This is a genomic window from Lutimonas saemankumensis, assembly GCF_020171465.1.
Taxonomy (GTDB): domain Bacteria; phylum Bacteroidota; class Bacteroidia; order Flavobacteriales; family Flavobacteriaceae; genus Lutimonas; species Lutimonas saemankumensis.
On record NZ_JAIUZR010000003.1, the window covers coordinates 246,988 to 262,158 of the forward strand.

The 15,171-nt window shown below is 33.1% G+C and carries 13 protein-coding genes; all 13 read left to right on the forward strand.

From position 1 onward, the window contains the following. The first annotated feature begins 48 nt into the window (after positions 1–48). The 13 genes from LCM02_RS02445 to LCM02_RS02505 all read left to right on the forward strand — a co-directional run bounded on the left by LCM02_RS02445 (position 49) and on the right by LCM02_RS02505 (position 14,888). On the forward strand, positions 49–1,308 hold the full coding sequence (locus LCM02_RS02445; RefSeq protein WP_224926731.1) for an alpha/beta hydrolase-fold protein: 1,260 nt from the start codon (positions 49–51) through the stop codon (positions 1,306–1,308). Positions 1,309–1,889: 581 nt separating this feature from the next. Then, positions 1,890–2,129 (forward strand): ribbon-helix-helix domain-containing protein, encoded by a 240-nt coding sequence (locus LCM02_RS02450; protein ID WP_224926732.1) that lies wholly within the window; start codon positions 1,890–1,892, stop codon positions 2,127–2,129. Next, positions 2,122–2,412: a type II toxin-antitoxin system RelE/ParE family toxin gene (locus LCM02_RS02455; RefSeq protein WP_224926733.1), complete on the forward strand. Its 291-nt coding sequence runs from the start codon at positions 2,122–2,124 to the stop codon at positions 2,410–2,412. The genes LCM02_RS02450 and LCM02_RS02455 overlap by 8 nt, the downstream gene beginning before the upstream one ends. Positions 2,413–2,475: 63 nt before the next feature. Then, the gene (locus tag LCM02_RS02460; RefSeq protein WP_224926734.1) at positions 2,476–2,898 is read left to right on the forward strand and encodes a hypothetical protein; all 423 of its coding nucleotides are present in this window, start codon (positions 2,476–2,478) and stop codon (positions 2,896–2,898) included. 821 nt (positions 2,899–3,719) lie between these two features. Continuing rightward, on the forward strand, positions 3,720–4,181 hold the full coding sequence (locus LCM02_RS02465; protein ID WP_224926735.1) for a helix-turn-helix transcriptional regulator: 462 nt from the start codon (positions 3,720–3,722) through the stop codon (positions 4,179–4,181). 111 nt (positions 4,182–4,292) lie between these two features. Then, positions 4,293–5,411, forward strand: coding sequence for a nuclear transport factor 2 family protein (locus LCM02_RS02470; RefSeq protein ID WP_224926736.1), 1,119 nt, complete (start codon positions 4,293–4,295; stop codon positions 5,409–5,411). Between the two features lie 173 nt (positions 5,412–5,584). Then, positions 5,585–6,007, forward strand: a complete 423-nt coding sequence (locus LCM02_RS02475; protein WP_224926737.1) for a VOC family protein — start codon at positions 5,585–5,587, stop codon at positions 6,005–6,007. 172 nt (positions 6,008–6,179) lie between these two features. Next, the gene (rsgA, locus tag LCM02_RS02480) at positions 6,180–7,241 is read left to right on the forward strand and encodes a ribosome small subunit-dependent GTPase A (RefSeq protein ID WP_224926738.1); all 1,062 of its coding nucleotides are present in this window, start codon (positions 6,180–6,182) and stop codon (positions 7,239–7,241) included. Between the two features lie 63 nt (positions 7,242–7,304). After that, positions 7,305–8,792, forward strand: a complete 1,488-nt coding sequence (locus LCM02_RS02485; protein ID WP_224926739.1) for a serine hydrolase domain-containing protein — start codon at positions 7,305–7,307, stop codon at positions 8,790–8,792. Between the two features lie 92 nt (positions 8,793–8,884). Further along, a complete protein-coding gene (locus tag LCM02_RS02490; RefSeq protein ID WP_224926740.1) occupies positions 8,885–9,886 on the forward strand; it encodes an alpha/beta fold hydrolase in 1,002 nt (333 codons plus the stop codon). Between the two features lie 145 nt (positions 9,887–10,031). Continuing rightward, positions 10,032–11,228, forward strand: a complete 1,197-nt coding sequence (locus LCM02_RS02495; RefSeq protein ID WP_224926741.1) for an alpha/beta hydrolase-fold protein — start codon at positions 10,032–10,034, stop codon at positions 11,226–11,228. 39 nt (positions 11,229–11,267) lie between these two features. Continuing rightward, positions 11,268–12,743 carry a serine hydrolase domain-containing protein gene (locus LCM02_RS02500; RefSeq protein WP_224926742.1) on the forward strand — a complete coding sequence of 492 codons (1,476 nt, stop codon included), beginning with the start codon at positions 11,268–11,270 and terminating at the stop codon, positions 12,741–12,743. A gap of 252 nt (positions 12,744–12,995) precedes the next feature. Beyond that, entirely contained in the window at positions 12,996–14,888 is a 1,893-nt protein-coding gene (locus LCM02_RS02505; RefSeq protein WP_224926743.1) for a hypothetical protein, read from the forward strand. Positions 14,889–15,171: the final 283 nt, after the last annotated feature.

Sequence of the window (15,171 nt, forward strand, 5' to 3'; positions counted from 1 at the left end):
CTGAAAATCAACGACTAACTATTGCGCTAATTAGAATAAAAGACTCAAATGAAAAAATATATCTTTTTAATTTTAACAATTGAATCAATCTTTTCTTTTTTTCAAGAAATATCGGCACAGTCGGAGTTGATTCAATCCAGTGTATTTGAAACCGAAATTATTGATACCGTATATTCAGAATTACTTGATGAAAATCGTGAATTTTGGGTAAAATTCCCTGAAAATTATAACCCGGATAGCAGTACAAAATATCCTGTTGTTTATTTGTTAGATGGGTTTTCATTGAAAAATAGTTTGGAAACCGTTTATGAAAATTATTGGGGACATTATCTACCGCATATGATTCTAGTTGGAATTTCTAATAGAACCAACAGGATACGGGACTTAACTACTTCACAGATCAAAATGCGACGTGGGAGTGTTATGAATGAAAATACTGGCGGCGCTGAAAACTTTACCCAATTTATTGAAACAGAACTAATCCCATACATTGACAAAAAGTACCCTACTACGCCTTATCGTACATTAATTGGTCATTCTTATGCAGGGCTGTTTACAATAAACATGCTGATCAATCATAAGCATGTTTTTGAAAATTATATTGCTATAGATCCGAGTATCGAATGGGACAATCAAAATTTATTGAAGGAAGCTAAACAAAAACTGACGTCAGAAAATTATAAAGGAAAATCGCTTTTTGTTTCTTTAGCAGCAGAACAGTTACATATGTGGAATGAAGATATAACCATAGATAATATTATGGACGACTCTTCAGAATTCACATTGTTTGCGCGTTCAATCATTGACTTTTCAACTTTTGCTGAATCTGAAAAACAGAGTGGATTAAATTTCTCTTGGAAGGTTTATAATGAAGATTTACATGGCACAGTTCCGCTCCCATCAATGAGAGATGGACTGGTTTTTCTTTTTAAATGGTATCAGTTTAAATCTCCACAAAAATATAATAACCCCGAAACGACAGTAGAAGAATTGATGGAACTACTGGGAATACAAGAAGAAATCTATTCAACGCATTTTGGTTATCCCTTCCCTCCAATGATTGAGGAAATGTTAAGTGGATATGGTTATATGAATTTGGAAATGGGGCAACCTGAAAAGGCATTTATGTTTTTCAAAATGAATATTAACTATTATCCCAAAAGCGCAAGCGCCCAAAATTCAATGGCTGACTATTATGAGACTAAAAATGACCATGCCAGCGCTTTAAAATATGTAACCAAGGCGTTTGAACTAAGTGGAGAAAATAAATATAAAGACAGATTAAAAGAACTTGAAGAAAAGAATTGAGGCTAATTGGACGTTGGTGTTAATTTATAAAAACTGATTTTATACAAGTAAAATTTTAAAATTTACTCAAATTTAGAACAAAAATTAAAGTGGATTTTTAGCAATTTGTTGAATTAGGAACTTAACACGAAATTACTCACTCCAGCGTGGAATGAAAATTCTGTAAAATTTATTTATTTAATTCCAAGTATTTTATTAAAGGTTTTTAGTTCACATTGATAAAATTGAATAAATTTTTGTTTGAATGATTTTAAAAAATTTTTCATGTATAAAGTATTTAAGTTTAATTATAAGTCATAAAACCATCAAATTTGTTACAAATACTATTTGAATTATAAATCAAAACCGAATTAATGCGGAATTTAGAAAGCTGCGGAATGGCTCACTCAACTGAAATTGAAAAAGTTTTTGGAATAAATCGCTGACTGAACTTTTTCAAACACTGAAAAGCGCGAAATGGAATTTAATGCAATAATTGAACTCTGAAAAGCAACGAAATGGCAACAATGATTGGCAACAATTAACAAATATTTGCGTTTGATTCATAATTGGTGTATATTTACACCAATAAAATAAATATTATGCCACGTCAAAGTATATCATTTTCTAAACCTAACGATGAATGGTTAAAGAACCAAGTTGAAAACAATGAATATTCAAGTAAAAGTGAGCTTGTAAATGATTTGATTAGGCAGGCTAGAAAACAACAGGTTCAGATTGACTGGATTCGGGCTAAGCTTGAAAAAGCTGAGAATAGTGGGTTTTCTAAAGATAGTAAAGAAGAAATTTTGGCTCAATCAAAGTCATTACTAGATGGCTAAATATAGATTGAGCAATCAGGCCAAAGAAGATTTGATTCGAATTCATCAGTACGGGGTCAAAAAATTTGGAATGATTCAAGCCGACAAATACTTCGAATCTTTTTTCGAACATTTCGAATTAATTGCTCAGCAACCTTTTTCATTTAAAGAAGTAGATCACATAAGGAAAGATTATAGACGATGCGTTTGCGGTGTGGACAGTATTTATTTCAAGGTCAATGAAAAAACCGTAGATATTATAGCCATTATAGGAAGACAAGATTTGAATGAATTATTAAAGTAAAACTGTTGCAAACAATGGTTGTAATTAATTAAACCAAAGAATAAATAGACTGCTGATTTGAATTTGTCTGATTACGTAAAAAGAAGAAATGGTGTGCCTTTAGGTGACAGCAATTCACTTCGCAATATGTTGAGTCGTTCCTTGGGAGCCGGAAAGTTTTCGATATTTTGGCAATACTGGAACCCAATCTGGGGATTCTATCTGGGGAAATATATATTCAAACCGCTTAAGCTCATCTTACCCCAGGCATTATCCGTAATAATCACTTTTGTTGTCTGTGGATTTATTCATGACCTGGCGATCATGTTATTAAAAAGGGAATTTACCTTACTACTAACTCCATGGTTTTTATTTATGGGAACCAGTCTGGTTTTAAGTGACTACGCGAGAATTGATTACTCAAAATATCCATGGATAGTGAGAGCTGGAATAAACTTAATAATCATATCAAGTTGCTTACTTTTGGCTTACCAAATAAGAATCTAAAAGTAAATTAGATAACCCTGTCTGGTATTCTTTGAACGAAGAACATAAAGAGCTTTCACTAATAAAATATGATGATATAAAATTTTATCAACCAGACAACATAAAGAAAGTAAGGAAAGTCCTTACAAAGTTTAATTCGTTAAAATGCTATTGCATTTCTGATTAACTTTGTAAACTCAACTCGCAACTAACCATATACAAGACCGTTAGCCACAAGCTGAATAAACTAAAATTACGATTTGAATTTAGATAACAACCTCTTATTCTTTTTTAGTGCTTTAGGTGCATTTAACAGTTTTGTTTTAAGTATCTATTTTTTAGTGTTCAAAAAAGCAAAGTTATCTTCAGATTACTTTTTAGGTGCTTTATTAGCAGTTTTAAGCATCAGGGTTTGGAAATCTATTTTTTTCTATTTTAATCCGAACTTATCAAAAATATATCTACAAATCGGATTGTCGGCTTGTCTTTTTATTGGACCGTTTTTGTATTTTTTCTTATGGACCAAGTTGGCAAATACCAGAAAATACAAGAACCATTTTATCCTACAGTTGGTCATTTTGTTTTTATTGGTGTTGATCATTGGAATACTATACCCCTACAAAACAAATCCAGATCTGTGGGGCACACTGTTCTATAAAGTCATTAATTACCAATGGCTTTTGTATATCCTTGTTTCTGTTACCCTTGTAAAACCTATTTTTGCGAAAAGAATTCGGCTAAATTCAAGTTTAACTTATGATGAAGTTTTTGCCCTCAGTGTATTTCTGGGCGTTTTTTTAATCTGGCTTTCTTACTTTTTTGCATCCTATACCTCATATATTATGGGAGCTCTTACTTTCTCCTTTTCGATATATCTGACCCTATTGGTCGTCTTTTTCAAAAGAAAAACGATAATAGAGTTTCCCGATAAAAAAGAGAAATATGCCGACAGCAAAATTGATCCCAAGGATGCCAGTGAACTATTATTTAAAATCGACCAAGCCATTGTAGAACAAGAACTATATAAAAACCCAAATTTAACCCTGACAATTCTGGCCAAAGAATTAAATATTCGTCCTCATTTAATTTCTCAATTATTAAATGATAACCTGAATAAAAATTTTTCTTCGTTTATAAATGAGTACCGAATTAATGAAGCAAAAAGAATTATGGCATCAGAGGGTAACTTAAAGATAGAAGTTATTGCGGAAATGTGTGGCTTTAACTCTAATAGTACTTTCTATAGCGCATTTAAAAAATTCACCAACACTACACCTTCTAAATACTTGAGTTCATCCGAATAACTGGTTTCCTGATGTATACATTAGGAGTTTTAAAGTATAAATCAGTACTATCTTAAATAGGTTTTAGCACTACTATTGCATAAATAATATTTATCAATAAAAGACATCTCTATGAAACCTATTTTAGTATTTATCATCTTAGTTTTTTGTTCAAATCTATCTTTCTGTCAATCCGAAGAAGATCAGATCAAAATGACTTTATTCAATTATCTCAATGGCACTTCTTACAATAAGTCCCAATTAATTGAAAAAGCATTTTACCCCGAAGCCAATTTATACCTTACAAAAAATGATAGTGAACTATGGACTGTTCCTATCTCAGAATATATAGGTTGGTATAAAAACGCAACTCCGGGAAAATTCAATGGAAGAACAGGAAATATTCTCAGCCTGGAATATTTTAAAAATATTGCGATGGCCAAAATAGAAGTTCTAAGCCCAGAAAAGAATGACCGATATGTAGATATGATCTTGCTGAAAAAAATTAAAAATGAATGGAAAATTATTAGCAAAAGTGCAGACAGTGAAAAAAGCAACGCGAATAGCAATAGAATTCTCTTTGTTGTTTCAAATGCGCACTATTACGGAGACTCCGAATTACCAACAGGAAATAGTTATTCAGAAATAGTCAATGCCTATGATACATTTAAAAAGGCAGGTTACACAGTTGATTTTGTTAGCCCAGAAGGTGGCAGCATTCCTTTGGCATATATTAACACGACAGATTCTTTACAAAAAGAATATCTGTACAATGTGGACTTCATGTATGCTTTAAAAACCACAAAAAATCCTAACCAAATAAACCCTGAAAATTATAAAGCTGTACATTATATAGGCGGAGGAAGCGCTATGTTTGGTGTACCTGATAATGAAGCCATTCAAAAAATGGTCATGACCATTTATGAAGAACAAAATGGAATTATTTCATCTGTTTGTCACGGAACAGCAGGTATCGTCCATTTAAAAACAAAAGATGGAAAGTTCCTGGTAGCCGATAAAACGGTAAACGGGTATCCTGATGCGTTTGAAAAAGAAGGCGCTGAATACTTTAAGCAGTTTCCTTTTCTCATCACAAAAACGATTGAAGAGCACGGAGGCATTTTTGAATATTCACCGAGAAATTCTGTACATGTTGAAGTAGATGGCAATTTGATTACAGGACAAAATTATTTATCCTCAAAGACAGTGGCTTTAAAAATTATTGAGAATTTGGAGAATCGCAAAAACTAATTAAATAGGATCATCACAAAGCTGGTGGTTAACAAAGTGTATAATCCATAGCTCCAGTTGGTTAAGCAAAAGAAAATTTCCTATCTTTAATTATAAATGAATCTTTCTTTGAAAATCCAGCCGATTTTCGGCGCAACGGAATCATACACACACCAGTGTGTTTAATTTGTGAAATGACAGATAAAAACCAAAAAATAGAAATTGATTTTTTAGATCACGTAGCAATTCGAGTTGCTGATATGGAAGCCTCTGCACAATGGTATGAAGAAGTGTTGGGGCTGAAAAGATATCAATTACCTAAATGGGGAAATGTTCCAATCTTTTTGCTTTCTGGAAAGACAGGAATCGCATTATTTCCAGCTGATTCGACTGACACCAAACTTGACCCTTTTTCAAAAAATGTAAAAATTGACCATTTTGCTTTTAATGTAACGTATGAAAATTTTGAAAAAGCTAAAAAAAGATATGAAGAGTTGAATTTGGAATTTAATATTCAAGACCATCATTACTTTGACTCAATATACACCAAAGACCTTGACGGACATACCGTTGAATTAACAACAATTAAAGTGGATGAACGAGAATTTTACAAATAAAAACTACACACAACAAAGGCTATAATTCATACCTACTCTGTTTCCCTGTATATAATTTCCTATATTAGACTTTTAGAAAATAAACGCCTTGATTTCAACCCTATCGGGCCGAAATCAAAGCTGGAAGGTTGTGCTTAATGCTCTAAAGCCTTAGAAAAAGCAAAGCAAGAACATGACACTTGAAACATTAGGATACAATTTGGAGATCGAACGTTATCGAAAGGAGAACAACCTTGATTCATTTGGCGTAGGACGAGTAATTGCTGAGCATAGAGAACGTTATATCGTTAAAATATCAGAAGGAGAATATGAAGGAGAAGTCATTGGAAATTTGAGATTCACGGCTAGCAGCAGATCTGATTTTCCTGCTGTCGGTGATTGGGTAGCAATTTCGGAATATGACGACGATAAAGTTCTTATTCATAAAATTTTTCCCCGTAAAACGGTCATCGAAAGAAAATCTGTTGGAAAACAAGGAGAGAAACAAATTATAGCAACTAATATCGATGCTGCTTTAATTGTACAATCTGTTAATAGGGACTTTAACGTTAATCGTATAGAGCGTTATTTGTCAATTGTAAATACTTCTGATATAAAGCCTATTATCTTGCTAAATAAAACCGACCTAATAAATAATGATAAGATCACAGCTTTAGTAGAAATCATTAAAAAGCGAATTCCCGATGTAACTATTTTGCCTGTAAGTAATAAATCCGGACAGGGAATTGAAGAACTTAAAGCTATTATTGAAAGCGGAAAAACTTACTGCTTATTGGGATCTTCAGGAGTTGGTAAATCAAGTTTATTGAATTCATTATTAGGAAAACCATTAATAAAAACCGGAGAGATTAGTGATAGTTCTGATAGAGGCAAGCATGTAACAACTCATCGCGAATTGCGAGTTCTTGATCATGGGGGAATAATCATCGATAATCCGGGAATGCGAGAAGTTGGAATAACCGATTCTTCAGAAGGCTTAGAATCTACATTTGAAAGAATTCTGGATCTATCCAAGCAATGTAGATTTAAAGATTGTACACATACCATAGAATCTGGTTGCGCGGTTATAGCAGCAGTTGAAAGTGGAGAAATTGATAATGCATCTTATGAAAACTACTTGAAAATGCAACGTGAAAAAGATCATTATGAATCTACAATAGCAGAAAAACGCCAAAAAGACAAATCCTTCGGAAAAATGGTAAAAAATGTAATGAAACACAAAAATAAGTACTAAGCAAAAAAAAAGGCCAAAAGTAATTGCCTGTTCTCAACTACTGTTTAGTTACGACCCAATAACATGAAACATCTTAAACTATCCATTTTACTATTAACCGCAATTTGCTTCACGGACTGTAATCAAAGACAAAGCGATTCCGTTAATACAGATAGATTAAGCTCATCTTTAAATGAATATATGACTACATGTGAGTCAAATGGGTTCAGCGGAGCTGTATTAGTTGCAAAATCAGACAGTATTATTCTTAACAAAGGTTATGGACTTGCCAATAAGGAAAAGTCTTTTGCGAATACCCCAAAAACAGTATTTGATATCTGTTCCGTAACCAAGCAGTTTACAGGAACGGCAATATTGAAGTTAGCTGAGGACGAAAAACTAAAGCTAACCGATTCTTTAAGTACATATTTTAAGGATTTGCCTTTTGATAAACAAAACATCACCATTCATCAATTACTCACGCATTCGGCTGGTTTTGGACACGGTATAGGCAAAGGTGATTTTGACCATATCCCAGAAAAGGATTATTTCCAACAATTGTTTGATTCAGACTTGCTGTTCTCACCAGGAGAAAAATATGAGTACTCTAACTCTGGCTATAGTATACTTGGACGAATAATAGAAATCGTATCAGGCAAAAGTTATGAAAGTTATTTAAGAGAAGAATTATTTAAACCGGCAGGAATGGCCCAAACCGGCTATCTCTTGCCTAAATGGGATAGCGATTTAGTGGCTAATGAATATTTGTACAATGTCATAAATAAAGGAAACCACATTTCCAAATATCGGCAGGATGGAAAAATTGCTTGGCCTTTAAAAGCAAATGGTGGTATTAACTCGACTCAGGAAGATATGTACAAATGGTATTTGGCATTAAAAAACAACACAGTATTAAATAAGCAATCTTTAGAAAAATTAACAGCACCTCATATTCTCGACTATCAAGGTGAATCAATTTATTATGGTTATGGCTGGGCAATTTTTCAGTCTGATAGAGGTACTAAAATAATTGCTCATAATGGATTTAATGGTGTTTCTTATTATGAGTTTATTTGGTTTCCTGAAGAGGATGCCGTTATTCTTTTTTCAACCAACTCATCAACTCGAGAATCTTCAAGAATTCCATTTGAATTAGAAAAGATGCTTTTTGATCAGAATTATAAACCTGAACCTATCTCAAAAAATATCGTAAGTGAGTTGCTGGAATTTTCCGAAAACTACGAGGGAGACCTGAATTTTTTTGAAAAAGAATTAAAGCAAGAATTCGGAGAAAAATTGAATAATCCAGCTTATTTAAACCGTCTAAGTGGAATTTATTTAAGAAATAACAAAATTGATTACGCTATTATCATTACAGAACTAAATACCCAATTGTTTCCAAATGATGGTAATATTTGGGATACTATGGGGGATGTATACCTTGCTGCAAAACAAAATGAAAAGGCAATATACAGTTATAAAAAAGCATTGGATTTTAAACCCGAAAATGATGATTGCTTCTGGTGTGACAATTCTACTTCTCAGCTTAAAAGTTTGGAGGCAGAAAAATAAACAATTGCCAACACTGTATATGAATTAACAGCACCCTGTGCGATGCTGCGCTTCATATAAAAACCGTTGTAACCAATTTTAAATACTTAGATATGAAATTAAAATTAAGTGGGTTATTATTCTCAATCCTATTGTCATGGGCACATGTGATCTTTGCTCAATCTGAGCTTCAATTTGTAAACATAGGTGATTTCGAAACATCTGGGGGTGATATCATCAAAGACTGCACGATTGGGTTTCGAACAGTGGGTAAATTAAATGATGAAAAAAATAATGTGGTTTTATGGCCAACCTGGTTTACCGGAACCAGTGAACAAGTAATTAATTTTGGCTTTACAAATAGCCTGATAGATACCACAGGTTTGTTTATTGTTATTGTTGATGCATTAACGAATGGTGTTTCTTCATCTCCATCAAACACACCAGATTTCCCACCTGTATCAATTAGAGATATGGTAAATTCCCAATATTCCTTGTTGGTGAATCATATTGGTATAAATCATCTATTGGCGGTGACCGGAATATCGATGGGCGGTATGCAGACTTTCGAATGGGTTGTGGCCTATCCTGATTTTATGGATAAAGCAATCCCAATCGTTGGAAGTCCAAAACAATCATCATATGATAAACTTGTTTGGCAGACTATGGCTGATTTGATCACAGAAGCTGGGCAAGATGCTCATAAAATAGATTTTGCGTACAAAAGAGCTCATAACATTTTACTTATGAACGTAAATACACCAACACAGTTTGCAAATACTCACGACGCTGATAGTCTTGATATTTACCTTGAAACAGAATATTCCCGGTTGATGAAACCTGAAGATTATCTAGGTGGATTGAATGCCATGATTTCTCATGACATCTATAAAAGTGCAGACTCTAATTTAAAGAATTTAAAAAACATTATTAAGGCGGATATGTTAATTGTTCCGGCAATCCAGGATCATCTGGTAAATCCACTTTCAGCTATTGAATTATCAAAAGAACTAGATGCTGAATTAGTCACTTTAGAAAGTGATTGCGGGCATATGGCGTTTGCATGCGAAGCTGAAAAAATTAAGAAAGAAATAACTACATTTTTAAAGAAGTAAAAATTGTACAAACAGTTTACAGTAATGTTTAAAAAGCATTAAAACGTTTTTTTTACTAGATGTTGTAGCTCATTTATATCATGTTTGGTTGTCACAGTTAATCATTACCCTCGTCTTTACTACTCAACATTAAAATATATATAAAATGCTAAAAATATCTAGCTACACTTTTTTATTTGTAATTCTTTTATCAAGCTGTCAATCAAAATTAAATACAGACATTTCAGTTGAAAAAGATTTTAAAAAGGAAGAACAACTAACCATTGGTTCTACATCTTTGTTTTCTTCCAAAATCATGGGCGAAGACCGTCCCATAATAATTTCATTACCTCAAAACTATGCAGAAAGCGAGGCCGATTATCCAGTACTTTATCTAACTGACGGTTTGCAAAACATTTGGCATTCAATAGGAACTGCAGAAGTATTAACAAGAACAGGAAGCATGCCTCCAATGATTATTGTTGGTATTGAAAGCACCAATAGAGATAGAGATTTCTCTCCAACAGCTGATGAAAATTGGCCTAGAAGTGGCGGAGGTCCAAAATTCTCAGACTTCATAGAAAAAGAATTGATCCCATATATAGATGCCAATTACAGAACACACCCATTTCGTATTTTAGAAGGTCACTCCCTCGGTGGATTATTCACAGTTTCTGTACTTCTCAATAAACCTGATTTATTTGATGCGCACATTATCATGAGCCCATCTCTTTGGTGGAAGCAACAAGAGATTATTAAGCAAGCAGAAACATTTTTCAAATCACAGCCAAATTTAGAAAAGAGATTATTTTTTGGCATTGGAACCAATGAATCTGGAACCGAATGGGGAATGCGAAAAGAACTCCAAAATTTTATTGATGTGTTAAAAGCAAACAAACCTGAGAAGGTTGAGTTTAAACATCAAGAAATGCTAAATGAAGGTCATATGTCTTCTACTTTATTATCAAATTACTATGGCTTGAAATTCATTTTTTCTGATATGGAAGTACCCGATTCACTAATTGCTAATTATAGTGATGAAAAATTCTTGAAACATGAAGAAATGATTAAGTCCAAATATGGAAAGGAAGCTAAGCAATCGGCAGAAGCTTATGTTCGAATAGCTTATAGTTTGATGGAAGACAAAAATCTATCCGGAGCTATTACAGTAATCAAAAGAAGCGTTGAAGCCTACTCTTTTGACCTTGGGTTATTGAATTTTTTAGCATCAATTTATGAAAAAAATGAAAATATTGAAATGGCAATTTCAACATATACAGAAGCAATAAAAATATCAGAAAAATATAATTATGGGCGCGAAGAAGAATTTAAAGGTAAAATTAAAAGATTGAAAGAAATCTAACTTCAACAATGTAGATGGCAATAACTAAAAATGAAAAATATGATTAGAATTTTATTGATAGGACTAATTCTCACAGGATGTAATTTTCAAAAAAAGAAAGAAGCAGCCGGAACAGTAGAAAAACCTCAGTGTATCACAAATCTGGAGGAATATGACACTACCACTTACTCCGTAGAAGATGCGATGCAAGAGCATGGTTTAAAAGGCCTCAGTATAGCGGTATTTGAAAATTATAATCTAATTTGTACCCAAACCTGGGGGGTAAAAGATGCAATTTCCAACGACACGATTGATGAAAATACTGCATTTTCAACCGCCTCAATGGCCAAACCAATTACTGCGACGCTTTTTGCGATACTTGAAGAGCAGGGAATGATTAGCTTGGATGTACCCGTATCCAATTATTTGATGAGATGGCAACTCCCAAAAAGTGAGTATTTATCAAATACTGAGGTAACCCTAAGGCAACTTTTGAGTCATACGGCAGGAACCACTCAACACGGTTTTGCTGATTTCTATAAAGGAGATACAATACCAACCCTGGTAGAATCCCTTCAAGGTCAATTGCCAAACTATGATGAAGAAATTGACTTTAAATGGATACCTGGATCGGACTGGGGATACAGTGGCGGAGGATATGTTATTGCTCAGATGGCTGTGGAAGACAAGTTGGGTGTCAAATTATCAGATTTGGCCAACAGATATTTATTCGAACCATTGGGCATGAGCCATACCACCCTAAAGCAACCTCATGAGGAAGGTTTTTCACTAACCAACCTGGCGAAGGCTCATAATGAAGAGGGAATTATTGTTGGCGATGGAATTCCAATCACTCCTCAGGTAGCAGCTTCTGGTCTTTGGTCCACTCCAAGTGATTTAGCAATATTTTTGATTGAAATGCAAAATGCCCTTCGAAATGAAAACAATGGAGTAATATCTCAAGATGTAGCTATAAAAGTAACGGATATAATTACCACAAAAGTTATCGGAGGTTGGAGCTTAGGATGGGAAAGAAGATATGGGTTCGGAAATTATGAATGGTTCTCACATGGGGGTGCTAATACAGGAGTTGGTGGTCATATGTATGCGACAATGCAAGATGGAAACGGTATAGTGATGTTAGGTAATGGCGCAAATAAAAACCGTTTACCTGTTATAAATAAAATACGAGACCGCATAATTATCAATCAAAAATGGCATATCCCACTAGATACCCAGCTTCAAAAACCATTGACGCAGGAGGTGATTGATATGGTTACCGGCAGTTATACTCAGGCCATTTTCCCAGAAAAAATGGAGATTATATATGAGAAAGGAAAACTGTTTGTTCGCCCGGCATTTTTCCCGGGAGCTACTGATAATAGCTTGATTTATATTGGAAACAACGAATTTATAATGGATGGTTATGTCTCTAAAATAATTTTCAAAATAGATGAACCAAATCATCAGGTAAATTTATATACCAATAGGAACGGTACTTCTGAAATTGTGATCCAGTATAGAAAATCGCAATAAATATTGCTACCTTTCTGCACGAATGAAATGTATGCAGGCCAGATGCCCAAACCGCGGTAGCGGTTACTAAATTGGTAAAGATTATGAAGGTTATGAATGGAATTTATCGGAAATTACAATTCTCCGAATTGTGAAAAATTTAAGAAAGAAAATACAGCCACAACATTGTATTAAAGGCATTAAAAAGAATTTTAACCAATCGTTAACTTTCTGCTTGAATTAATTCAAACCATTAGATTATTAAAAAAACTCATGAAGAAAAATTACAGACCATCGTTTATTCTTTTAATAATTGGGATGCTGATTGGTCCTTTTGGAATAATTATGGGGATTTTTGGGGTTGGAGATGGTGCTTATAGTGGCGATAGTAATATTAAAGCAATTGATAGTTATTATTTAATTGATTATCTCACTATATGTGCTTCTTATAATTTGGCAATTATTCTAGGGTTAGCCCTTTCTGGATGGTTTTTAAAATCTGGAAAAGTAAAACTTTCAAAAATCATTCATGTCATCTTAATAGGTCACCTCTTTTTTATTCCTTCGTTTTTTGTTTCTTTATTTTTATCTGTAATTCCTATGGAAGGAAATATAAAGGGGTTCTTTATTTTTCCTGCATTTGTAATAACTGCAATAGTTTGCGCAATTGGGTTTTTGATCTACTTCACCATTGGGTTGGCAAAATTAAAAAAAGAGAATACACGTGTATCAGACAAAAAATCTTTAATACCATATGGAGTTTCTATTGTCGTTTTGATTTTCTTAAATCTTATTATTAATAACCACACTACGACAGAAGTAAGTTTAATTTCATTTGAACATGACAATTTTTCATGGGGAATCAAACAGCGTAGCAAAACAAAAGCGGGTATGGTAAAAACTTCAATGAATGACCCTTATATTGTTTATATAAAGCATAAAAATGGAAATTCTGAGAATTCCAATATTAAATTACTTAAGAATTATCACTCGTTATATACGAATCTGGATTCTGTTATTCCTGTTCAAAATAAGGCTATCTGGTATAATAAATTGAATCCATCATACACAATAAATTATAACGAAAATTTTGAGGTTGTTGATTTAAACAAAAACAAATCAATTTACCGTATAAGAAAATATCGCCCCTCTTATACTTTATGTCTTTCTCAGTCTAAAGCCAATTTGGAGGCAATGGGTATAATCGCTGAAGACATTAAACAAAATAGTACTACTCATAACGATCTTACTAAATTAATAGAGGGGTTTGTTATTGAAGCTGTAGCGATCAACAAAGATCCTGTTGCAGAAGAAATATTTTTAAAAAATGATGGGAGTTTAATACAGGTCTCTATGAATGGAGAAGTTGGCTATCGTGATAAATCATCAGGAAAAGAATATTCTTTAGAAGGATTAGGTGAAATAAAAGAAGGCGTTTTCTATAGCCTTTCAGGTAATTTTGATGTCGAAGGTTCTCCAAAGATTCCTTACAAACCAATAAACTATAATGAATTTAAAAATGATCAGAATAAATCACTGGAATTTTTATACACCCACATTGATGGAAGAAAGTGTGCGACTGACATAGAATTTGCCATAAACAACTGTCCTGATGTTGAAAGTGTTTATTTGCTAGATCCAGACTCGTATAATGGCATACCTGAAAATATAAATAAGTTGAGAAAATTATGGTATTTGAACGCAAGAGGTATTGATCTAGGGAAGATTCCTGAAAGTATCTGTGATTTATACTTTTTGAATACCATCAATTTTAGTGACAGTAAGTCGTTAGTCTTTCCTGATCAAATGGATAATCTGAGTAAGTTATATTTCATTAGTGTAGTGAACTGTAATCTAAAAGAGATACCTAAACCCTTTTATACTTTAAAAGAAATACGAGATATGAATTTGAAAGGAAATAATATTTCAACACTGCCTAAAGAATTAGCTCAATTACATACGTTAACTGACATTACAATTGATTTCAATCCAGATTTGACCATTGCCTCAGAAATTATTTCAAATAAACGTTTAAGGTTGGATCTAGTTGTTTACAGTGAAAAAGATAAACTGAAAGCTGAAAAATTTATAGAGCAATATGCGGGAAAAAATGAACAATTAAGAGAACAAATTTACAACGCTTTTAAAATTTATGAAGCATATTAATATGGTTATTGGATCAAAATCATACTCATTTCATGATTAAATTAATTACGATGAACAAAGTATAAATTTAATCTCCTGTGCAAGCCTATGTCGAAAATACTGGCGGATTTTCTATTCGGTTTGTATTTTCTGACCCATAGTACTTAAACACACAGCTCTTTTATACCAAAGCGTTTGTTGAAAGGTGAAATAGGGGTATATGATTAAAAACCTTAGAATGTGTTACCTATTCCTTTTTTTGTGTTCATTTAGATTAAGGGACCAATTTACTTTTGTACCATCA

Coding starts and splice junctions, on each gene's coding strand:
- LCM02_RS02445 (WP_224926731.1), top strand. CDS start 49: ATGAAAAAATATATCTTTTTAATTTTAACAATTGAATCAATCTTTTCT.
- LCM02_RS02450 (WP_224926732.1), top strand. CDS start 1,890: ATGCCACGTCAAAGTATATCATTTTCTAAACCTAACGATGAATGGTTA.
- LCM02_RS02455 (WP_224926733.1), top strand. CDS start 2,122: ATGGCTAAATATAGATTGAGCAATCAGGCCAAAGAAGATTTGATTCGA.
- LCM02_RS02465 (WP_224926735.1), top strand. CDS start 3,720: ATGGGAGCTCTTACTTTCTCCTTTTCGATATATCTGACCCTATTGGTC.
- LCM02_RS02470 (WP_224926736.1), top strand. CDS start 4,293: ATGAAACCTATTTTAGTATTTATCATCTTAGTTTTTTGTTCAAATCTA.
- LCM02_RS02475 (WP_224926737.1), top strand. CDS start 5,585: ATGACAGATAAAAACCAAAAAATAGAAATTGATTTTTTAGATCACGTA.
- rsgA (WP_224926738.1), top strand. CDS start 6,180: ATGACACTTGAAACATTAGGATACAATTTGGAGATCGAACGTTATCGA.
- LCM02_RS02485 (WP_224926739.1), top strand. CDS start 7,305: ATGAAACATCTTAAACTATCCATTTTACTATTAACCGCAATTTGCTTC.
- LCM02_RS02490 (WP_224926740.1), top strand. CDS start 8,885: ATGAAATTAAAATTAAGTGGGTTATTATTCTCAATCCTATTGTCATGG.
- LCM02_RS02495 (WP_224926741.1), top strand. CDS start 10,032: ATGCTAAAAATATCTAGCTACACTTTTTTATTTGTAATTCTTTTATCA.
- LCM02_RS02500 (WP_224926742.1), top strand. CDS start 11,268: ATGATTAGAATTTTATTGATAGGACTAATTCTCACAGGATGTAATTTT.
- LCM02_RS02505 (WP_224926743.1), top strand. CDS start 12,996: ATGAAGAAAAATTACAGACCATCGTTTATTCTTTTAATAATTGGGATG.